Origin of the sequence: Vreelandella maris, assembly GCF_013371085.1 — a bacterium.
In the GTDB taxonomy this organism is placed as follows: Bacteria; Pseudomonadota; Gammaproteobacteria; order Pseudomonadales; family Halomonadaceae; genus Vreelandella; species Vreelandella maris.
Genome location: NZ_JABWCV010000010.1, coordinates 152071 through 172560 on the forward strand (window position 1 = coordinate 152071; position 20490 = coordinate 172560).

Below are 20490 nucleotides of genomic sequence, written 5' to 3' on the forward strand. Positions count from 1 at the left end.
AACCAATCGGCGGTTTTTTATTGGCTGGTATAACCGTAGCGGCAGCCAGCCTGATGAGCGAAGTACTATCGGTCGTCGATTTTAGGGGCGCCGCTCGGCTAGAACAACGGCACCAATTAATGTGCTGGCCAATACGGTCGTGGTCAGTAACGGATGCATCGAGGCATTGTTGTACAGACTGGTCTTGGAAACGTGGCTGGCGTATCGGACGCGTTCCCGCCTATCGGTGGCCGCTTCTTGCAACGCGAAGTGGCGGCGATGCTCGGGTTTCTCGGTCTGCTGTTGCTTGATGATCTTCGCTGACATGATTTTGTCCATCATCCGTGGTGCGCAGTGTCCAAGTGCTGTCATAAACCGCCCGCCGCCGCCAACGTACATGACACGGCGGGGATGCTCGGCACAGTAAAGGATACTACGAGCAACGATGCGGGGTTCGTAGAGCGGTGGCGGCAGGGTCGGTTCCGTATCCATAACGTTACCAGCGTGCTCGGGGAAGGGCGTGGCGATGCTGGCCGGCTTGATCAACGTAACCGAAATGGGCGCGCCAGCATGCTCAAGTTCCATGCGCAGTGCGTCGGTGAAGCCTTTGACGGCATGCTTGGCGGCCGAATACATGCCCTGATAGGGGATGGCTTGGTCCGAAGCGATCGAGCCAAGGTTGATGATCGCACCAGCGTAGCCATCGCGGCGCTTACCTGCCAAGTGGCGTGCCGCCTCCAGAGAACCATACACGACGCCCCAGTAAGTCGTGTCAAATAGTCGGTGGTAATCCTTCTCGTCGATATCGAGCAGGTTGCCGAAAAGAGAGACGCCGGCATTGTTGATCCAGGTATCGAAGCCGCCAAACGTATCGATGGCGGTTTGCGTTATCCTGTGAACTTGCGCTTTGTCGCCGATATCCACCGCGACGTGGACGGCCTCGCCACCGGTGAGGTTGATTTCGTCACAAAGTTCGCGCAACGCATTCTCGTCACGTGCTACCAGAACCAGACGTGCGCCACGGTCGGCGGCCATGCGCGCCGTTGCCAGCCCGATACCCGTGGTGGCGCCTGTGATGATGACCGTTTGATGTTCCAAGTCTTTCAAATGCAGTGCCATTTCGCCCTCCTTGCTAGTGTCTGCAGTTTTTGGGAAAAAACTGTTGAACTCAGCTTTTCAGTTCAATCCACTTCCTCAGAATAGACGCTCTGCGAGGATTGCAAAATGCTGTGATTGGTGCGCCAAGCATGATGCGCAGCGCTCTCTTATACAGGTGCTGTTCCTGGAGGCAGCCTCAGTATGACTTGGGGGTAGCAGTCCTCTGGGCCCGATAAGCGAAGCATCATGGGGTGGTGGCGCTAGTTGATCGCTGTGAGCAGCAATCGCTGGTTGTGCGGCGGCAAGGGCGTGAGGATCGGCGTCAAATAGAAGTGCATTTATTGGAAGAGGGCATGAGTCGGGTAACGCAAATTGCTGAAGCTCATCAACCTGAGTTACGTTATTTGCAGGAAAACACACCATTGGCTGGCTGGAACAAGTCCCCTTAATGCAGCGCTTAAGAAGTGTGGCATAGCCAACATACATTACGGCTCCTAATTAAGAGGGCTCTGAAGGGCGCTATTTTTGCTGCTACAGGCGCTGTCCGGATCTAATTGATGCGGACAGCGCCGTGATGGTTCTGAACGTTCAGCGCTTGGCATGCTGTAGAGCTTGTTCTTCGATCTCCCTGTCGACTGAAGAGACGTAGTACTCGTCATCGAAAGCGCCTTCTGGCTCCTTCAGCCACATTAAGCAAATAACCCAACTGATGAAGGCCCCAGTCGCGATGATGTAGAAGAACTGCGATGGTGTAACAAAGGTAAAGATGGTTAGGTAGACCACCGCGCCAACATTACCGTAGGCACCGGCCATGCCTGAGATCTGGCCGGTTATACGGCGCTTGATAGAGGGAATGATACCGAAGGTTGCCCCCTCAGCCCCTTGCACGAAAATTGAGGTGCCGATAGTCACCGCAATGGCCAGAATGAGCGGCCAACTCGAATTGAGCATGGCCATTAGCAAGAACCCAACGCTAATGCCAAGCATGTAGCACAGCATCACAAAACGCCGGTTACCCATACGGTCGGATACCATGCCGCCCATGGGGCGCGCCACTAGATTGACGAATGCGAATGACGCAGCAATCAGGCCAGCCGTAGCGGCATTCAGCCCCCAGGTCTCTTCAAAGAACATAGGCAGCATCGATACCACCGCCAGCTCAGCGCCGAAGTTGGCAAAGTAAGTACTGTTAAGCGCAGCCACACTGTTGAACGAGTACTTGTCGTCCTCAGGCACTCCCTTGCGCAGAATCGGCAGGTTGACCCGCAGGATCTGTACGATCTGATACATAACGATCGCCACGATGGTGAGATAAGCGATGACCGCCCCGGTGACGGATAAATAGCCCATGTACTGGATGCGCCAGACTAGGATGGCGAGTACACCGACCAGCGGGATCGTCCAGATGATCAGCTTGATCATATCGCCCCAGGAGCTCACTTCCATGGCGGCGGTTTTGCGTGGTTTACGGTGAGCTTGGGCATCAGGGCCATCGGTGATCGCGAACCAGTAGTAGACGCCGTAGGCTGCCATCACAATTGCACTCTGGGCGATTGCCCAGCGCCAGCCATCGGGACCGCCATACATGCTTAGAGCGATAGTCGGCAGCGACATGGCCGCTACGGCGGAGCCGAAGTTACCCCAGCCAGCGTAGAAGCCTTCGGCGAAGCCGATGTCCTTTGGCTTGAACCATAGTGCTGTCATGTGAATACCCACCACGAAGCTGGCGCCAATCGAGCTCAGCACCAAGCGCGCCACTAGCAGCTGCGTCATGCTGTTACCGAAAGCAAATGCCAGCGCGGGTATCGACATAGAGACCATCAGCACCGAGAACACTCGCCGTGGGCCGAAGCGATCCAATGCCATGCCAACGATTATGCGGGCGGGAATGGTCAAGGCGACGTTACAAATAGCGAATAGCTTGAGGTCGTCCGGGGTCAGCCAGTCGACGCTTTTGAGCATGCTCGACGCAAGCGGCGCCATGTTGAACCAGACATAGAAGGTAATAAAGAAGGCAATCCAGGTCAGGTGCAAGGCCCGGATTTCAGGGCTGCGAAACTTGAATACAGCGGAAACTTTCATGGTCGTATCGTCCTGTGTCCCAAATGTGGTTAGAGGCTGCTTAAGGGCTGGGTAGGATCAACAAGGGACACTCGGCGCGTCGGGCCAGGAATGAGCTGACGCTGCCGAAAGTCATGTAGTCGAGTTCATCGACGAAATAAGTCAACGATTTGGCGATGATGCCGCCGTCCGGTTGATGGCTATGGCGAGCAATGACCAGTAGGTCGGGTGAGAGCTTGCGAGTGGCCTGAAGCAGCATCTTGCGCGCATCTCCCTCGGCGAGAAGCTGCTCGGCCTGGAAGCCCTCGCCGATAGCGAATGCCACACCCTCCTGAAGGTGTTGTTTAACCTCATCGTGCTCCTGCTGAAAAAGCGCCTCGTTGTTATCGGTAGCGTCGAGTGGATTCTCCACCACGCCGACCAGTACCAGCAGAGGGTGGTTACAGCGGAACATATTGACGACTTGAGCGAGAGCCAGCTTGGCGTTTCGCGAACCGTCATAGGCGATCATGATTTTCATGGTGTCCTCCCGCAGTGGGGTAGGGGGTCAAGACCCAGAGCTAAGCTCTGGGCGTAAAGAAGCAAGCCCTATTTAGGGTTCTTAACTTAGATCAGGGGTTCTTAACGTAGGCACCTTTGCGTAGGTAGAACCACCAGTTAATGACCAGGCAGATGGCGTAGAAGACCGCAAAGCCGTACATGGCAAGTTCCGGTGTACCATCCTGGATTTGCTCACCCATTACCCGCGGGGCGATAAAGGCGCCATAGGCAGCGACGGCTGAGGTCCAGCCAAGTACCGGGCCTTTCTGCTGCTGATCGAAAATCACGCCGATGCTGCGGAAAGTAGAGCCATTGCCGATACCACTGGCGGCGAATAACACGATGAAGAGCAGCAGGAATAGCCAAAAGAATTGGTTCGGGTCGGTGGCGTTATAGGCCTGCATCATCACGTAGCCGGTGGCGATAGAGGCGGCCACCATAACTACAGAGATGATTTGGGTGACGATGGAGCCGCCCACTTTATCGGATATCCAGCCACCTAACGGGCGGATGAGGGCGCCCACGAAGGGGCCTATCCAGGCCCAGGTCAACGCGCTGGGTGCTTCGGGGTTGACCACGCGAATCAGCGTGCCATCGGCTGTCGCCTCCATCATGTTGCCGAAAATGACGTTGATGGAAAGCGGCAGAGCCGCAGAGAAGCCGATAAAGGAGCCAAAGGTCAGGATGTAGAGGATGGTCATTGACCATGTGTGCTTATTGGAAAATATCGCGAACTGCTTCTGGATATTGGGCTTGATGTCGCCAGGAATGAGGCGCAACAACACAAGAGTGAGAACGATCGTTAGCGGCAGGGCTATCCACATATTAAGCCAGCCGAGTGCCAACATACCGACGATGGCGGTCACCAGGCCGACGCCGTAAAGCCCTAATATTTTGCCGAAAGCCGCCAGCGGGGAACCGGGGTTGGGCGTAATAGTGCGTAGATTGTTTATGCTGAACCAACCGGCGAATGCTAGCGGGACCAGAAACAAGAGCCAGATAAAGCCAGCATTCTGGATCCAGGTATCGGTACCTACTTCGATCCGGCCGATCAAGGTACCGCTAGCACTTTGCAACTCCATCGGCGAACCGGCCATAGTGCCGAAAATGCCGACGGTCATCACCAGCGGGATCACAATCTGCATGGTAGTGACGCCGAAATTGCCCAGGCCCGCGTTCATGCCCAGCGCGTAACCTTGCTGCTTGCTGGGATAGAAGGTGGAAATGTTGCTCATCGAGCACGCGAAGTTACCGCCGCCGATACCGGAAAGTAGTGCCAACGCCTGGAAAACCCAGAACGGCGTGTCTGGATTCATCAAGGCGATACCAGTTCCTGCGGCGGGGATCATCAACAGCGCGGTGGTCAGGAAGATAGTGTTACGCCCCCCAGCGATGCGGATCATGAACGATGCTGGGATGCGCAGTGTGGCGCCCGCTAGACCGGCAAGCGCCGTCAGGGAAAATAGCTGATTAACCGTGAATGGAAAACCCAGGTTCTGCATCTGGGTGGTGATCATTCCCCACATCATCCAGACAGCAAAGCCCATCAGCAGGCTGGGAATGGATATCCATAGGTTGCGGTTGGCGATGTGTTTGCCTTCCTGTTCCCAGAATTGGGCGTCTTCGACATTCCATTTCTCAATGTCGGCATTTATCTTGCTCATGGCGGTTTCCCCTTGGCATCAAACCTTTCTGCGTTTGGCAGTTAGAAGGCAAGATACGCTTGCAAAGGGGATTGGGAAACTAAGGGGAATAGCCTATAAATCAGCGACATACCTCTTGAGAGGTAGTCGCTGAAAAGCCAAGTTTCATTGATTTTAAAGACAAAAAATCGAGAGGGGGTAAAGGCGGACCAGAACAAAAGTACGCTGGGAGTCTTTAGAGGTAACCACACAGAACCAGCTAGTGATCGATACCTGCCTGAACTGCCCAGACGGCGGCTTCAACACGTGAACGCAAGTTGAGCTTTTTGAGCAGGTGCTTGACGTGGACCTTGACCGTGCCTTCGGTAATATCCAGCTTGCGCGCAATGAGCTTGTTGGAGAGGCCGCCAGCAAGCTGTTGCAGAATTTCACGTTCACGCTGCGTTAGGCTATGAACATCAGGAGTGGTAGGCGCATTGCGCTGATTACGCAGCGCTTCAGCGAGTAAGGCGGTCAGGCTTTCGCTGATTACCATGCGGCCTAAAGCAGCCTGACGCAGCTGGCGAACCATGTCTTCAGGCTCCATATCCTTTAGCAGGTAACCGTCGGCACCGTTATGCAGCGCCGCGACCACATCATCCTCATGGTCAGAAACAGTGAACATCACTACACGGCCGCTATAGTTAGCTTCCCGTAGGCGACGCAAGGCTTCTAAGCCATTGATGCCCGGCATGTTTAAATCAAGTAAAACCAGGTCAGGCTCAAGTTTGAGGGCCAGTGCAATGCCTTCTTCTGGGTCGCCCGTCTCGCCAACCAATTCAAGGTCGTCTTCTAGTTCAAGAAGCTGAATCACGCCACGCCGTAGTAGCGGGTGGTCGTCGATAATCATCAGGCTGGCGGGTGTATCGTTGGCGTTAGTCAGCGTCATTAAGAAGTCCCTGTACCTAAGTGAGAGTCGGGGGCAGCCGTAACAGGTTGCTGCTGAATTAAGCGAGCGGTCAACGGAGTGAATAGTATCTCAATACCAGTTCCTCCTGCGGGGCGATTGGCGATGCTTAACTCTCCGTTCAGGGTATTGGCACGGTCGCGAATGATCACCAAGCCGTAGTGCATCGGCGGCGAGCTGTCGTTTTCCAGGCCGATGCCGTCATCCTCAATACGCACTAGTAGGCGAGCATCGGCGAAACGCACAGTGACCCCAGCCCAATGGGCTTGGGCATGCTTGTGGGTATTGGCCAGCGCCTCGCGAATGATTTGCAGGACGTGAATTTCTTCATTGGGGTTAAGCAGGTAAGGCGGCACATCGTAGTCAAGGTCGACCGTTACCCCCATACGCTGGCTGAACTCCTCGACGGTCTGGCGCAATGCAAACTGCAGCCCCGGACCCTCAAGTTTGAGCCGGAACGTGGTGAGTAGCTCACGCAACTGACGGTAGGCACTGTTCAAACCGGTACGTAGTTCGTCGAATACCGCAGACTGGGCTTCTGGGGTTGCCTCCTTCTGCTGCATGCGTTCGAGTCGGGCGACTTGCATCTTGAGATAAGACAGCGATTGCGCCAGAGAGTCGTGCAGCTCACGTGCAATGATGGTTCGCTCGTTGATTAAGGTGACGTGCTGCTGCTCCTCAATACGCCGCTGTAGATACACTGCCGTGGCGAGCTGGTCGGCTAGCATGGTAAGCAGGCGACGGGTGCTATCGTTGAGCCGTTCCTGGGGATACCACACTTCCAGAGTGCCAAGCAGCGTATCGCCTACGCTGATAGGTAAAAGCAAACACTGCGACTGGTTCTTGGCAACCAACTCCAGGGGGCGGGGGTCAATCAAGCAGGCATGGCAGTCCTGATCGCGACAATACTCAGGGCGGGTGCGCGAGTGAGTTTCCAGTACCGGCATCTCCCGTTGATCAAAGGGGTCGTTTAGCGAAAGCCGTATCGGCCCAATGTTCAACAGCTTTTCCAGTTCGCGCAGCATGGGGGCGGCGCTAGAGCAAAGATCGTTACCGCCGCCATACAGCGAACGGCTGGCATCGTGCATTACCCGCAGCGCCTGATTACTGCGCTCAAGCTCCTGTTTCTTGCGCGATACGGTGTCTTCCAGCGCGGCGTAGCTGGTCGCTAATTCGGCAGACATCTTGTTAAAAGTGTGGCCCAGCAAGGCCAGCTCGTCACTGCCACGCAGCTGTGAGCGCGGCTTAAAGTTACGATGTGCCGCCTCGCGGGCAAGCACCATCAGTTGACGCAATGGCACTACCAGATTGTAGCGAACATCGTAGAGAGCGATTGCGACCACAACAGCGATCAGTACTAAAAAGAGGACTTGCATCATGCCAAGCAGGCGCACCTTGGCCTCAGTGCTCTGTTCCAGGTAGGTCACTAGCACTTCGATGTCATTGACCATTGCAACGATCATCATTTCCAGCGTATCCAGGTCAAGCGCTGTAGCGGAGGACGGTGTCTCTAGTGCCGGGCGAAGCGTGTGCTGCCAATAGGTTTGAAGTTTCTCCAGTTGACGGCGGCGCTCATGACGATCATCGGCGGGGATTGTTTTTTGCAGTGTTGTACCATGCAAACGCTGATCGAAGCGCGATACCAAGCCTTCGAGTTGTTCTTCGCTTGCCCCCTCTGGGGCATACTCCAGGCGCTGCAAGGCCCCCATGATCTGATAAGCATTCATGCGTAATGAGCCTGCGACATTGATCGCGGCCGCATCACCACGGCTGCTATTAGACATTGCCATGGTAAGGGTGATGCTGATGAGTGCCATGCCGCTAATGGCGAGCAGGGACGCAATGATGCGAGCAACCAGGGAACGTTGGAGTAATTTCATGCTTGTTCCGATAGCGCAGAAGAGGTAACACAGAGTGTGGCACTGTATGCATCTTGATACGAGGGCTATTACTTAAGGGATAGCCAGCCTACCTCCAATGTTTTTTGACCTGCACCCAGTATTTACCGACAATTCTGGCATGTCTTCCGATGTCTTTATACCTTTGCTGGGAAACGCCATGCCATCATCTGTGCCGCCTCCCTCGCTGAAGACATCAATGCAGCCAGTCAATGGTTATCATATGCTGGTCGCTATGCTGTTAATGCCGTTGGCAAGCGCTTTAGCGGTGGCTAGCTGGACACTTTATGCCTTGCTCGCAAAACAACCAATTTATGTGCTGATGCCGCTGTGTAGCGGTGCCCTGCTGGTGTGGCCAGCTTGGTATATCGCCAGGCGAGGCGACACCTGCCGAGTGATGCAGTGGCTGTTGCTGGGGCTAGCGTTAGCGTTGAGCGGATTTGGGATGGCAAGCCGGCCGTGGGAATTTCTGCTGGTGGGTGTTTGGCTCGGATTAGGAGGCGCTGTGATTGCTACCGGCATCGCCCACGCCAAAGGCTGGATGCCTGGTCGTTGGGTGCATATTGGTGTGGGGCTTTGTCTGGCCTTAGCGGCAGGGGTAGGGCTTTCCTTGCGGATGGCGCCCTTGGTCGTTCAAGCCTATGGTTGGCGCACAGCGCCATTCAGTCTGCTGATCCCACTGTTCATGATAATGCTGTTGCTATGGCTTTTCGTAGAGTCACCCGAGTAACGCCACTTACTAGTCTTTCCCGCTCATTCTTACCTATTGATTCTTAACTACTAGCGATAAGGCCAATTTTATGACCATAGCGACGTTTGCCGATTTACTGCAGGAAGCGCGTAAACAACCTAAGCCTCAGCGGCTGCTGTTTGTGTTCGTTCGCGCAGAACTGCCCGATTTCCCCGATGCCGAGCAGCGCCGTCGCTTTGAACAGGGAGAAGGGGGCGTGTTGGTGCCTGTGATATGCGTAGATAAGTCGACGGAGGAACTGAGCAGCATGGCGGCGTTGGTCGAGGAGTCTCGCCGTACCGAGATCGAATGGGATCTAGTTTTCACTGCGGCAATGGACGATCCAGAAGATGACACCGAAGTTGAACGGCAGCTCCAGCGCATGATGGAGTCGCTGCAAATGGGTAATATCACCGCCTATCTTGCCTTCGATCATCACGGCTATGCGGTTAATGTCGGTTAGGGACGGCTACCATGGAGCACTATTTCCTCATCAAGCACCTGCACATGACGGCCGCTGCACTGAGCATTACGCTTTTCGTGATCCGCGCCTGGTGGTCGGTGCAGGAAAGTCCGCGGCTCAATGCCCGCTGGGTCAAGGTATTGCCCCATCTCATCGACACGGCCTTGCTGGGGCTGGGGGCGACCTTGATGATATTACTTTCCGTTTGGCCCTGGCAGCTTCCCTGGCTTGGCGCCAAGCTACTAGCGCTGCTGGCCTATATCGGTGTTGGCACCATGGCGATTAAGCGCGGGCCAACGCCCAAGGCGCGTGCCATAGCCGCCGTTGTGGCGGTGGCCATCTTCGCCTACATGTTGGGGGCCGCTATTCACCACAGCCCGCTTTCCTGGTTAGCCTGAAGCGCAGTTGTTTTGGCGCTTACCTCATTCTTTAGTGAGCGCTACGACTTCTCGAAGCAGGGGGCGAGCTGACTAGTTCAGCATGTTCAAGTATTGGCGCAGCACCTCGGCATTGTTATGACGTTCTTCCTTGGAGGCGAACACCAGCGTGAGTTGCTCTTTTCTGGCACGCTGTGCAAGGTCACGCAGGGATTCGCGATAGGAAGTTAACTCTTTAAGATAGCGTCGGCGGAAATCATTCCAGTTGAGTGAACCATTATGAAACGCTTTGCGAAGTTCGCTACTCGGTGCGATCTCCTTGCGCCACTCATCGATTTTGGCTTCTTCCTTGGAAACCCCACGTGGCCAGATCCCGTCGACAAGAACGCGATAACCATCCTTGCTGTGAGGTGAGTCATAGGCACGCTTTAATTCGATACCCATAATCGCCTCTGTCTCTGTATTACTTTGGTTTCTCTCTAAGGTTAGTAAAGTTGAGCAGGGGTTCATAGGAACCCCTGCCTCTAATAGGTAGCCACGAAATGAATAACCTTAACTGGCCATTATTAAGCTGCGTCGAGGGGGCGTGAGGGGCCAAAGTGCTCAAAGTGTCGGCGATCTTCGTCGATACCCAGTTCGGACAAAGCGCTGTTAATCGCCGTCATGAATCCTTGAGGGCCGACGAAATAGCAGCGCGCCTTAAGATCAGGCAGGTAGTGAGCTAATAAGCTGCGGTCGATACGACCAATATGTTCGGCTTCGTTACCGCGCTCATGAATGCGGACAGCCTTAAGATGTTGAGGATACTCGCTCTTCAGCGTTTCTAATTCGCCTTTAAAGGCCTGGTGGTCGGCATCCAGGGCAGCGTGTAGATAGATGACTTGCCGCCCAAGAGATAAGGCATGGCGCGCCATGGGGAGCAGGGGTGTTTGACCAACGCCGCCACTGGCAAGCAGCAGAGGCTCGTCACCTTCAATCAGCGTGAGATCACCTGCTGGCGGTAACAGCTCCAAGGTATCGCCTGGTTGTAAGACATCGTGGAAGTGGCGGCTGACTTGGCCCTGATCTTCGCGTTTGATCGAGATTCGATAGCTTTGTCCATTTGGCGTGTCTGAGAGGCTGTAATGCCGATAAACCAGCTCGCCATTAATGGTTAGACGTACACCGATATACTGACCTGGCTCATGGTCAGCCACACGGCCTCCATCCTCGGGCTCAAGGATAAAAGAGCGAATTAAAGCACTTTCCTGCTGGGTACTGGCAATCTTGAAACGGCGTGTGCCGCGCCATCCGCCCGGGCGCTGCTCAAACTCACGATAGCGCTGGTCTTCGAGGTCGATTAACAGGGCGGCAAGCTCGTTATATAGAGCGCCCCAGGCATCGGCGATTTCTGGTGTCACGGCATTACCGAGTACTTCGCCAATCGCCGCCAGCAAACATTCACCGACGATGGGGTACTGTTCAGGGAGAATGCCTAGCGAGATGTGTTTACTGACTACAACATCCAGCGTGGCCCGCGCTTGAGCAGGATTGCTGCGTAATTGGACATAGGCCAAAACGGCGTTGGCCAGGGCACGGGGCTGACCGCCGCTTTGCTGATGGACCTCATTAAACAGGGGTTTGACCTCTGGATAGCGGGTAAACATAAGCGGATAGAAGCGCTGGGTAATCGCATTCAGATGTTCGGCCACGACGGGAGCTGTCGCGTTGATCAGCTTTTCCTGCTCATGTGTTAGCACTGTTAATCCCTCGGTATATTAAAAAGTATTTAAAATGAATCTTAATGCGGCGAGTCTATAAATGCTAGCCATAAGATGTACTTTTGATGCATGTCATGGTCTTTGTTGATAGCTAGGCGCACAATCATATTTCCAAGTAATTTAGTCGGGATTAAACCATGCCAACGACCACCTCATCCCAGCCTGCTTCTAAGCTTGAGAATCTGCCATTAATGCGCCTGGCTTTTCGGCCCTTCTTTCTATTGGCCGCGCTGTTTAGTGTGGCATCCCTATTGGTGTGGTTGGGCTTCTGGCATGGCAGTATTTTGCTGCGCCCTTATGGCGGCTTGGTGTTCTGGCATCAGCATGAAATGTTGTTTGGTTTTGCTGCGGCGGTGGTAGCGGGGTTTTTACTAACTGCTGTGCGCAACTGGACTGGATTGCCGAGCTTAAGCGGCGCGCCGCTACTGGGTCTGGTGATGTTATGGCTATTGGGTAGGGTGCTGATGGCTTTTCCCATGGGTTTGCCGGGATGGCTGCTGCTGGCGGTTGATCTTGTGTTCCTGCCGGTGGTCGCCATTGTTATGGCGCATCTGGTTATCACTGCAAAGCGGTGGCGCAACTTGATCTTTATACCCGTGCTGCTGCTGTTTGCCACGGCTAATCTGGCGATGCACTTAGGGGTGATGCAGGGTGACGCCGAACTTATCCGCCAAGCCGCCTACTTAGCCGTGCTGTTAATCACACTGATGATGACAGTCGTTGGCGGACGCGTGATTGGCATGTTTACTGCGAACCGTTTGGGACGCACCAAACCTGAACCTATTGCTTTACTTGAAGGAGTGACGCTGGCTAGCACGGCGGGGGTTGTCGTGCTGCAGTTGGTCATCATGCTGGATGTTGCCATTCCTGCGTCATTAATCGGCGGGGTGATGCTCTTAGCGGCGTTGGCCAATACCGTTCGCATGGCGCGCTGGGGTGGGCTGCACAGCTGGCGCGAACCTTTACTTTGGGGACCCCACGGTAGCTACGCCTGCCTCCCGTTAGGGCTAATTATGTGGGTCTTGGCACTAATGGGGCTGATACGCACAGAGCTTGCTATACATGCCCTGACCATTGGTGGCATGGGTGCCATGATGCTGGCCATGATGGCCAGGGTTTCGCTAGGTCATACGGGCCGCCCCATACGCACTTTGCCCGGTATGGGTGTGGCGCTGGGCTTAATGCTAATAGCCGCCTTGGTGCGCTCACCCGTCTTGGCGATATTTCCCCAGATTACCCACTGGACCTACACGCTAAGCATTATCTTCTGGTGTGTAGCCTACGCAATATTCCTAGTGCATTACACTTGGCCGTTAATGCAGGCGCGAGTCGACGGGCAGGATGGTTAGTGAGTGCTAAGCGCTGACAGTAGGAATGCGCATAAGTTGCGCCAGTTGAGAGCGTTGATTGCCCAGGAGGTCGGCCAACGTATAGTGGTCGAGCACACCTAGAAATGCTGACAGTGCATCATTAAGAATCGGTTGAAGGCGACATGCCGGTGTAATGATGCAGGCGTTGTCGCTATGAAAGCACTCCACTAACGCCATGTCGTTTTCCATCTCGCGTACCAGCTCGCCTAACCCAATGGTTGCAGGATCCCGTGTCAGCAGTAAGCCGCCATTCTTGCCACGAATAGCGGTAACGTAGTTCTTTTGACTCAGCTCCTGAACGATTTTCATCAAATGATTGCGTGAGATATTAAACGTCTCGGCAATTTCATTAATCGTAGAGCGCTCCTCCCCCTTGGTAGCAAGAAAGATCAATACGCGTATCGAATAATCGGTGAATCGGGTGAGATGCATGGAGTGCGTTTTGCTCCGAGAGTAATTCAGCTATAAAAAGTATGTTGTATGAATGTTCAGTGAGTTGCAATGTAAACGTGATTGAAGGCCTGCGAGCCTATCCAGCCTTGCTACAGCAAGCATTCGCGCACGGTGTAATTTCAATAGCGCCAACCGTCTATTCCTTTCCGTTGGACGCTCTATCACCTTGGGGGTAGACAGGGTGTATATGGAGGTAATCACGCAGTAATTCGCTTGTCGATCACGCAGAATCCACTCCATGGAACCCGCACTGTCGGGTATGCAAATTTCCGAGGAGCCTGGAGATCGACCATGAGTCACTTCATAGATCGGCTGAATTTCTTCCGCAAGTCCCGCGAGCCTTTTGCCAACGAACACGGTGAACTACGCAGCGAATCCCGCCAGTGGGAAGATAGTTATCGTGCCCGCTGGCAACACGACAAGGTAGTGCGTAGCACCCACGGGGTGAACTGCACCGGGTCTTGCAGCTGGAAGATCTACGTTAAGAACGGTTTAGTTACTTGGGAAACCCAGCAGACTGATTATCCCCGTACCCGTCCCGACCTGCCTAACCATGAACCCCGTGGCTGCCCGCGCGGTGCCAGCTACTCCTGGTATCTGTACAGCGCCAATCGCCTGAAGTATCCATTAGTGCGCAAGCCGTTGCTGGCGCTATGGCGCGAAGCGCTCAAGGCGCATCCCGACCCGGTGGACGCCTGGGCGTCCATCGTCGAAGATCCAGCCAAGACTAAACAATATAAGCGTGCTCGCGGTATGGGCGGTTTCGTTCGCGGTGACTGGGACGAACTCAACGAGCTGGTCGCAGCCTCGAACGTTTACACTGCCAAGCAGTACGGCCCCGACCGTATTCTCGGCTTCTCGCCAATTCCCGCTATGTCGATGGTCAGCTACGCGGCGGGTAGCCGCTACCTGTCGCTGATTGGTGGCGTCTGCATGAGCTTCTACGACTGGTACTGTGACTTGCCGCCGGCCTCGCCAATGACCTGGGGCGAGCAGACCGACGTTCCCGAGTCCGCGGATTGGTACAACTCTGGCTATATTATCGCCTGGGGCTCCAACGTGCCCCAGACGCGTACCCCGGATGCCCACTTCTTTACCGAAGTACGTTACAAGGGCACCAAGACGGTTTCGATCACTCCGGATTATGCCGAAGTCTCCAAACTCACCGACGAATGGCTGTCCGCCAAGCAGGGCACCGATGCCGCCCTGGCGATGGCCATGGGCCATGTCATCCTCAAAGAGTTCCATCTCGATAACCCGAGTGCTTACTTCACTGACTATGTGCGGCGCTATACCGACATGCCGTTCCTGGTGGAACTGGAAGTGCGTGAAGATGGCAGCTTCGCACCGGGTCGCCAACTGCGTGCCAGTGATTTTGATGCTGCCCTGGGCCAGGAAAACAATCCCGAGTGGAAAACCGTTGCCTGGGACGAAACCCGTGACCAGCTGGTGGTACCACGCGGTTCCATCGGTTTCCGCTGGGGTGAAACTGGCGACGAAGTAGGCAAGTGGAACTTGGAGTCGCTGGACGCCGCCGGCACTGAAATCAAGCCGTTACTGAGTTTGGTCAACCACCACGACAGCGTCGCTCGCGTGGCATTCCCTTACTTCGGTGGCATCGAGCACGAGCACTTTGAGCACGTCAAAGGAGCAGGCGTCGGTGCTGCTGATGACCTGCTGTTTCACAATTTGCCCGCCAAACGCTTAAAAAGAGCCGATGGTAGCGACATGCTGGCGGTCACCGTTTTTGATCTGATGTGTGCCAACTACGGTATCGACCGTGGCTTTGTCGGCGACGGCGAAGATGATGGCGCAACCTCGTTTGATCAGATTCGCCCCTATACCCCCGCGTGGCAGGAGAAAATCACCGGTGTCTCGGCAGAGCAGTGCACCCGCATTGCCCGTGAATTTGCCGACAACGCCCATAAAACCAACGGCCGTAGCATGATCATCGTCGGTGCCGGTATGAACCACTGGTACCACATGGATATGAACTATCGCGGCCTGATCAACATGCTGGTCATGTGCGGCTGTATCGGCCAGAGCGGTGGTGGTTGGGCTCACTATGTAGGCCAAGAGAAGTTACGTCCGCAAACTGGCTGGGCCCCGCTAGCCTTTGGTCTTGATTGGCAGCGTCCGCCACGTCATATGAACTCTACTTCCTTCTTCTACAGTCACTCCTCCCAGTGGCGCTATGAGAAGCTCGAAATCAAAGAGATCCTCTCACCGTTGGCCAAGGCCGAGGATTACCCAGGAAGTCTGATCGACTTTAACGTGCGCGCTGAGCGTATGGGCTGGCTGCCGTCAGCACCTCAACTGGACACTAACCCGCTGCGCCTGGCGAAAAAAGCCGAAGCCGCGGGTATGTCTACCGCCGACTATGCGGTTCAGCAACTTAAAAGCGGCGAACTGCGCTTTGCCGCAGAAGACCCGGACGCGCCAGAGAACTTCCCGCGCAATATGTTCATCTGGCGCTCCAACCTGCTGGGCAGCTCCGGTAAGGGCCATGAGTACATGCTCAAGTACCTGTTGGGTACACGCCACGGTATTCAGGGCAAAGACCTGGGCGACTTCGGCGGCCAGAAACCCGAAGAAGTCGTGTGGCGTGACGAGGCGCCGGAAGGCAAGCTCGACCTGCTGGTGACGCTGGATTTCCGTATGTCCACCACCTGTCTCTACTCGGATATCGTGCTGCCTACGGCGACCTGGTATGAGAAGGACGACCTTAACACTTCTGACATGCACCCCTTTATTCACCCCTTGACTGCCGCCACCGACCCGGCCTGGGAATCGCGCAGCGACTGGGATATTTACAAGGGTATTGCCAAGGCGTTCTCCAAAGTGTGTGTAGACCACCTGGGCGAGGAGACCGATCTGGTCACGCTGCCGATGCAGCACGACTCGCCAGGGGAGTTGGCCCAGCCGGCGGTGATGGATTGGAAGAAGGGCGAATGCGAGCCGATCCCTGGCAAGACCATGCCATCGCTAATTGAGGTCAAACGCAACTATCCCGAAACGTATGAGCGCTTCACCTCTGTTGGGCCGCTGCTGGAAAGTATCGGCAACGGCGGCAAGGGCATCGCCTGGAATACCGATGCTGAAGTCGAGCTGCTGGGCAAACTCAACCATCGCAAGCTGGATGGCCCGCATAAAGGGCGTCCGTTGATCGATAGTGCTATCGATGCCGCCGAGATGATTCTGACCCTGGCACCGGAAACCAACGGCGCCGTGGCAGTAAAAGCGTGGGATGCGCTCTCCAAGATTACCGGGCGTGACCATACTCACCTTGCGAGGCCTAAGTTTGATGAGAAAATTCGCTTTCGCGATGTCGTCGCCCAACCGCGCAAGATTATCTCTAGCCCGACCTGGTCCGGCCTCGAGGATGAGCATGTCTCCTATAACGCCGGTTACACCAACGTTCATGAGCTGATTCCATGGCGCACCGTAAGTGGCCGCCAGCAGTTCTATCAGGATCACGCCTGGATGCGCGCGTTCGGCGAAAGCCTGCTGGTCTACCGTCCGCCCATCGATACCAAGGCGGCCAAAGGCTTCACGCTGCCCGCTGACAACGGCTTCAAGAGCAAGGCGCTGAACTTCCTCACGCCGCACCAGAAGTGGGGCATCCACTCCACTTACTCGGACAATCTGCTAATGCTGACGCTCAACCGCGGTGGCCCTGTCGTGTGGCTCTCCGAGGCGGATGCAGCCGAGATCGAGATCGAGGATAACGACTGGATCGAGGTCTACAACGCCAACGGCTCGATTGCCGCGCGGGCAGTGGTCAGCCAGCGGGTCAAGGCGGGCATGGTGATGATGTACCACGCTCAGGAGCGCAACGTGAACGTCCCAGGCTCTGAGGTCACCGGCACGCGGGGCGGTATTCACAACTCGGTCACCCGTGTCTGCCCCAAGCCAACCCACATGATCGGCGGCTACGCGCAGCTCTCTTACAGTTTTAATTATTACGGCACCGTCGGCTCAAATCGCGATGAGTTCGTGTTAGTGCGCAAGATGAAACACGTTGACTGGCTGGATGGTGAAGGCAATGACAGCGTTCAGGAGGCCGTGAAATGAAAATTCGTTCCCAGGTAGGCATGGTTCTCAATCTTGATAAGTGTATTGGTTGCCACACCTGTTCAGTGACCTGCAAAAATGTTTGGACTAGTCGCGAAGGTATGGAGTACACCTGGTTCAACAATGTCGAGACCAAGCCCGGTATCGGCTATCCCAAAGAGTGGGAGAACCAGGCCAAGTGGAAGGGCGGCTGGATGCGCCGTACCGACGGTCGGATAGAACCGCGTATTGGTGGCAAATGGCGGGTGCTGGCGAATATTTTCGCCAACCCCGACCTGCCCGAAATGGACGACTACTATGAGCCGTTCACTTTCGACTACCAACACCTGCATACCGCCAAAATCGGTGAGCACCAGCCGGTGGCACGCCCACGCTCGCTGATTTCCGGTCAGCGCATGAAAAAGATCGAGTGGGGCCCGAACTGGGAAGAGATCCTCGGCACCGAGTTCGCCAAGCGGCGCAAAGACGCCAACTTCGACAAAGTACAGGCGGATATCTACGGCCAGTTCGAAAACACCTTCATGATGTACCTGCCGCGCCTGTGCGAGCACTGCTTGAACCCCACCTGTGTAGCGGCCTGCCCCAGCGGTGCCATCTACAAGCGGGAAGAGGACGGCATCGTTCTAATTGATCAGGACAAGTGCCGTGGCTGGCGGATGTGTATCTCCGGCTGCCCCTACAAAAAGATCTACTACAACTGGAAAAGCGGTAAGTCCGAAAAATGTATCTTCTGCTACCCGCGTATCGAGGCCGGTCAGCCGACTATTTGCTCTGAGACCTGTGTGGGACGGATTCGCTATCTCGGTGTGCTGCTATATGACGCTGACCGCATTGAGGAAGTGGCAAGCTCTCCCGACGAGCGTGACCTCTACCATCGCCAGCGTGAGATCTTCCTTGATCCCAATGATCCGGAAGTGATTGCCCAGGCCAAGCGGGATGGCATCCAGGATAACGTCATCAAAGCCGCCCAGGCCTCCCCGGTTTACAAGATGGCGATCGACTGGGGATTGGCGCTGCCGCTGCACCCGGAATACCGCACGCTGCCGATGGTGTGGTACGTGCCGCCGCTGTCACCGATTCAGTCCGCCGCCGAGGCGGGACATGTGGAGTTCGACGGCATCCTGCCCAAGATTGAATCGCTGCGTATCCCGGTGAAGTACTTGGCCAATCTACTCACCGCTGGCGAAGAGGCGCCCGTGGTGTTGGCACTCAAGCGCTTAATGGCGATGCGCGTTTATATGCGCGGCAAGCATGTGGACGGCGCCCCCAATGCCGAAGTGCTCGATGCCGTGGGGCTGAGCGTCTCCCAAGTAGAGGAGATGTACCGCTACCTGGCCATTGCCAACTATGAAGATCGTTTCGTGATCCCCACCAGCCATCGGGAAATGGCCACCGAAGCCTTCCCCGAGCGGGGTGGTTGTGGCTTCACCTTTGGTGATGGTTGCCACGGTGAGAGCCAGCCCAGCCTGTTTAATGGCCGTAAGCAGACCAGCGTGTTGGTGAAGCCGGTAGAGGTCTTCGACCCGCAGCCACAACTTGAGGAGTCTCGTCATGACTGAAGCCGCTACCCAATCGCCGACCCTGGTAGAGCCGTCGTTCGAACCGCTACAGGGTATGCGTAGCCTACGCGTACTGGCCCGCCTGCTCGATTACCCGACCCAGGAACTGCAGGATGCCAGCGGCGAGCTCATCGAAATCCTCAATGCCGAGACCCGCCTGGGGGCGGGCCTCAAGTTGTCACTGATGGCGTGGTGCCATCGTCTTCATGAGGGCGAATTGCTTGAGCTGCAGGCCGAGTACGTTGCCATGTTCGATAAGGGGCGCGCTACGTCGCTGCTGCTATTTGAGCACGTGCACGGTGAATCCCGCGATCGTGGTCAGGCCATGGTGGATCTTATGGCCGAGTACAGCGCGGCCGGGTTCGAGTTGGATGCCCGTGAACTGCCCGATCATCTGCCGGTGTTTCTTGAGTACCTCTCGATGTGTGACGAAGCCGAGATCGGCCGCTGGCTGGGCGAAATACGCCATATCCTGGCCCTGCTGACCGCACGACTGGAGGAGCGGGGAGCGGATCACGCCCTGGTACCGCTGTCCCTATTGGCGTTAATTGGGGCCGAGGGCGATGTCGAAGAGCATCGGCCCCAGGTCAAGAAAGAAGTGCCTGATAACACCCCCGAAGCCTTGGACGCCGTATGGGAAGAAGAAGCGGTACGCTTCTCGGCCACTTCTGACGAAGACTGCGCGCTGCAGTCTGCGGAAGGGCGGCGGCTTGCCGAGCGCAAAAAAGCAGTGCACAGCGACCCCGTCAAAATCATGCCGTCCGCCTGGAGCGCTTCCCCTTCCTCAACCGTGGCCGATCGCTAAAAGGAGAATCGCCATGTTCATAGAGTACCTGCAACATCTTATCTACGGCTATTACCCCTACCTGGCCGGTACGGTGTTTTTGGTCGGTAGTCTCATGCGTTACGACCAAGGCCAGTTCACCTGGAAGACCGGCTCCAGCCAAATGCTGTCCTCGAAAAACATGCGTCTGGCCAGCAACCTGTTCCATATCGGCATTATCGTGATTTTCTTCGGTCATTTGGTGGGCATGCTCACGCCGCACTGGGTCTACGCACCTTTCCTGCATGCCGGTACCAAGCAGCTAATTGCCATCGTGGTCGGCGGTATTGCCGGTGCCATGTGCGTGGTGGGCGGCGCCATGTTGCTCTATCGGCGAGTGGCCAATCCTCGCGTAAAGGCGTCGTCGAGCATGATGGATACCTTGATCCTGGGCTTGATCGTCTTACAGGCGTGCCTGGGTATGGTGACCATCATCTTCTCGTTGGGCCATATGGACGGCGAGATGATGCTGACACTCTCCAGCTGGGCGCAGTCGATTGTCTTCTTCAGCGGCGGTGCGGCGGACTACATGCAGGAAGTGTCGTGGATCTACAAACTGCATATCTTTATCGGCCTGACCATCATCCTGCTGTTCCCCTTCTCGCGCTTGGTGCATGTGTGGAGCGTACCGTTTGGCTATGTGACCCGGCGGTATCAGCTTGTCCGCCGTCGCGTCTAAACACTTACTGTGCTTGCCCAGGCCTAGAGGAGAAATA

The 20490-nt window shown here is 55.6% G+C and carries 18 protein-coding genes; 9 read left to right on the plus strand and 9 right to left on the minus strand.

Annotated features, from left to right (window positions below; genetic code table 11):
- Positions 1-81 precede the first annotated feature (81 nt).
- Entirely contained in the window at positions 82-1098 is a 1017-nt protein-coding gene (locus HUO07_RS10925; RefSeq protein ID WP_176303591.1) for an SDR family oxidoreductase, read from the minus strand.
- Positions 1099-1331: 233 nt separating this feature from the next.
- Between HUO07_RS10925 and HUO07_RS10930 the strand changes: the two genes are divergently transcribed.
- Complete coding sequence (locus HUO07_RS10930; protein WP_176303592.1) at positions 1332-1526, plus strand: helix-turn-helix domain-containing protein; 195 nt, start codon at positions 1332-1334, stop codon at positions 1524-1526.
- A gap of 139 nt (positions 1527-1665) precedes the next feature.
- On the opposite strand, the gene HUO07_RS10935 is transcribed toward HUO07_RS10930, so the two are convergent.
- The 5 genes from HUO07_RS10935 to HUO07_RS10955 form a co-directional block, all read right to left on the minus strand.
- Entirely contained in the window at positions 1666-3159 is a 1494-nt protein-coding gene (locus HUO07_RS10935) for an MFS transporter (RefSeq protein ID WP_176303593.1), read from the minus strand.
- Positions 3160-3199: 40 nt separating this feature from the next.
- Positions 3200-3658, minus strand: coding sequence for a universal stress protein (locus HUO07_RS10940; RefSeq protein ID WP_176303594.1), 459 nt, complete (start codon positions 3656-3658; stop codon positions 3200-3202).
- A 91-nt stretch (positions 3659-3749) separates the two neighbouring features.
- Positions 3750-5342, minus strand: a complete 1593-nt coding sequence (locus HUO07_RS10945; protein WP_176303595.1) for an MFS transporter — start codon at positions 5340-5342, stop codon at positions 3750-3752.
- Positions 5343-5580: 238 nt separating this feature from the next.
- Positions 5581-6249: a two-component system response regulator NarL gene (gene narL / locus HUO07_RS10950; RefSeq protein WP_176303596.1), complete on the minus strand. Its 669-nt coding sequence runs from the start codon at positions 6247-6249 to the stop codon at positions 5581-5583.
- A complete protein-coding gene (locus HUO07_RS10955) occupies positions 6249-8147 on the minus strand; it encodes a type IV pili methyl-accepting chemotaxis transducer N-terminal domain-containing protein (RefSeq protein ID WP_176303597.1) in 1899 nt (632 codons plus the stop codon). The genes narL and HUO07_RS10955 overlap by 1 nt, the downstream gene beginning before the upstream one ends.
- Positions 8148-8325: 178 nt before the next feature.
- Here HUO07_RS10955 and HUO07_RS10960 point away from each other — a divergent pair, with 178 nt between their 5' ends.
- From HUO07_RS10960 to HUO07_RS10970, 3 genes are all read left to right on the plus strand, one after another.
- Positions 8326-8895 carry an MFS transporter gene (locus HUO07_RS10960; protein ID WP_246286622.1) on the plus strand — a complete coding sequence of 190 codons (570 nt, stop codon included), beginning with the start codon at positions 8326-8328 and terminating at the stop codon, positions 8893-8895.
- Positions 8896-8965: 70 nt separating this feature from the next.
- Complete coding sequence (locus HUO07_RS10965) at positions 8966-9358, plus strand: ribonucleotide reductase subunit alpha (protein WP_176303599.1); 393 nt, start codon at positions 8966-8968, stop codon at positions 9356-9358.
- An 11-nt stretch (positions 9359-9369) separates the two neighbouring features.
- Positions 9370-9756: a SirB2 family protein gene (locus tag HUO07_RS10970; protein WP_176303600.1), complete on the plus strand. Its 387-nt coding sequence runs from the start codon at positions 9370-9372 to the stop codon at positions 9754-9756.
- 72 nt (positions 9757-9828) lie between these two features.
- Here HUO07_RS10970 and HUO07_RS10975 read toward each other — a convergent pair whose 3' ends face one another.
- The gene (locus HUO07_RS10975; protein WP_176303601.1) at positions 9829-10179 is read right to left on the minus strand and encodes a DUF488 domain-containing protein; all 351 of its coding nucleotides are present in this window, start codon (positions 10177-10179) and stop codon (positions 9829-9831) included.
- 122 nt (positions 10180-10301) lie between these two features.
- Positions 10302-11474 (minus strand): NO-inducible flavohemoprotein, encoded by a 1173-nt coding sequence (hmpA, locus tag HUO07_RS10980; protein ID WP_176303602.1) that lies wholly within the window; start codon positions 11472-11474, stop codon positions 10302-10304.
- 158 nt (positions 11475-11632) lie between these two features.
- Here hmpA and HUO07_RS10985 point away from each other — a divergent pair, with 158 nt between their 5' ends.
- On the plus strand, positions 11633-12844 hold the full coding sequence (locus HUO07_RS10985; protein ID WP_176303603.1) for an NnrS family protein: 1212 nt from the start codon (positions 11633-11635) through the stop codon (positions 12842-12844).
- A gap of 6 nt (positions 12845-12850) precedes the next feature.
- On the opposite strand, the gene HUO07_RS10990 is transcribed toward HUO07_RS10985, so the two are convergent.
- Complete coding sequence (locus HUO07_RS10990; protein WP_062362504.1) at positions 12851-13297, minus strand: Rrf2 family transcriptional regulator; 447 nt, start codon at positions 13295-13297, stop codon at positions 12851-12853.
- Positions 13298-13609: 312 nt separating this feature from the next.
- Between HUO07_RS10990 and HUO07_RS10995 the strand changes: the two genes are divergently transcribed.
- Genes HUO07_RS10995 through narI form a run of 4 tightly spaced genes read left to right on the plus strand, consistent with a single transcriptional unit; the run spans position 13610 to position 20453 of the window.
- Positions 13610-17392, plus strand: coding sequence for a nitrate reductase subunit alpha (locus tag HUO07_RS10995; protein WP_176303604.1), 3783 nt, complete (start codon positions 13610-13612; stop codon positions 17390-17392).
- A complete protein-coding gene (gene narH / locus HUO07_RS11000; protein WP_176303605.1) occupies positions 17389-18951 on the plus strand; it encodes a nitrate reductase subunit beta in 1563 nt (520 codons plus the stop codon). Before HUO07_RS10995 ends, narH begins: the two co-directional genes overlap by 4 nt.
- A complete protein-coding gene (gene narJ, locus HUO07_RS11005; RefSeq protein WP_176303606.1) occupies positions 18944-19756 on the plus strand; it encodes a nitrate reductase molybdenum cofactor assembly chaperone in 813 nt (270 codons plus the stop codon). The genes narH and narJ overlap by 8 nt, the downstream gene beginning before the upstream one ends.
- Positions 19757-19769: 13 nt before the next feature.
- Positions 19770-20453 (plus strand): respiratory nitrate reductase subunit gamma, encoded by a 684-nt coding sequence (gene narI / locus HUO07_RS11010; protein ID WP_176303607.1) that lies wholly within the window; start codon positions 19770-19772, stop codon positions 20451-20453.
- The last annotated feature ends 37 nt before the right edge of the window (positions 20454-20490 follow it).

Excerpts from the sequence above, each read along its gene's own strand:
- narI (WP_176303607.1), top strand. The coding sequence starts at position 19,770 with ATGTTCATAGAGTACCTGCAACATCTTATCTACGGCTATTACCCCTAC.
- HUO07_RS10940 (WP_176303594.1), bottom strand. The coding sequence starts at position 3,658 with ATGAAAATCATGATCGCCTATGACGGTTCGCGAAACGCCAAGCTGGCT.
- HUO07_RS10985 (WP_176303603.1), top strand. The coding sequence starts at position 11,633 with ATGCCAACGACCACCTCATCCCAGCCTGCTTCTAAGCTTGAGAATCTG.
- HUO07_RS10955 (WP_176303597.1), bottom strand. The coding sequence starts at position 8,147 with ATGAAATTACTCCAACGTTCCCTGGTTGCTCGCATCATTGCGTCCCTG.
- HUO07_RS10975 (WP_176303601.1), bottom strand. The coding sequence starts at position 10,179 with ATGGGTATCGAATTAAAGCGTGCCTATGACTCACCTCACAGCAAGGAT.
- HUO07_RS10945 (WP_176303595.1), bottom strand. The coding sequence starts at position 5,342 with ATGAGCAAGATAAATGCCGACATTGAGAAATGGAATGTCGAAGACGCC.
- narL (WP_176303596.1), bottom strand. The coding sequence starts at position 6,249 with ATGACGCTGACTAACGCCAACGATACACCCGCCAGCCTGATGATTATC.
- narJ (WP_176303606.1), top strand. The coding sequence starts at position 18,944 with ATGACTGAAGCCGCTACCCAATCGCCGACCCTGGTAGAGCCGTCGTTC.
- HUO07_RS10990 (WP_062362504.1), bottom strand. The coding sequence starts at position 13,297 with ATGCATCTCACCCGATTCACCGATTATTCGATACGCGTATTGATCTTT.
- narH (WP_176303605.1), top strand. The coding sequence starts at position 17,389 with ATGAAAATTCGTTCCCAGGTAGGCATGGTTCTCAATCTTGATAAGTGT.
- HUO07_RS10970 (WP_176303600.1), top strand. The coding sequence starts at position 9,370 with ATGGAGCACTATTTCCTCATCAAGCACCTGCACATGACGGCCGCTGCA.
- HUO07_RS10965 (WP_176303599.1), top strand. The coding sequence starts at position 8,966 with ATGACCATAGCGACGTTTGCCGATTTACTGCAGGAAGCGCGTAAACAA.
- HUO07_RS10960 (WP_246286622.1), top strand. The coding sequence starts at position 8,326 with ATGCCATCATCTGTGCCGCCTCCCTCGCTGAAGACATCAATGCAGCCA.
- HUO07_RS10935 (WP_176303593.1), bottom strand. The coding sequence starts at position 3,159 with ATGAAAGTTTCCGCTGTATTCAAGTTTCGCAGCCCTGAAATCCGGGCC.
- HUO07_RS10995 (WP_176303604.1), top strand. The coding sequence starts at position 13,610 with ATGAGTCACTTCATAGATCGGCTGAATTTCTTCCGCAAGTCCCGCGAG.
- HUO07_RS10925 (WP_176303591.1), bottom strand. The coding sequence starts at position 1,098 with ATGGCACTGCATTTGAAAGACTTGGAACATCAAACGGTCATCATCACA.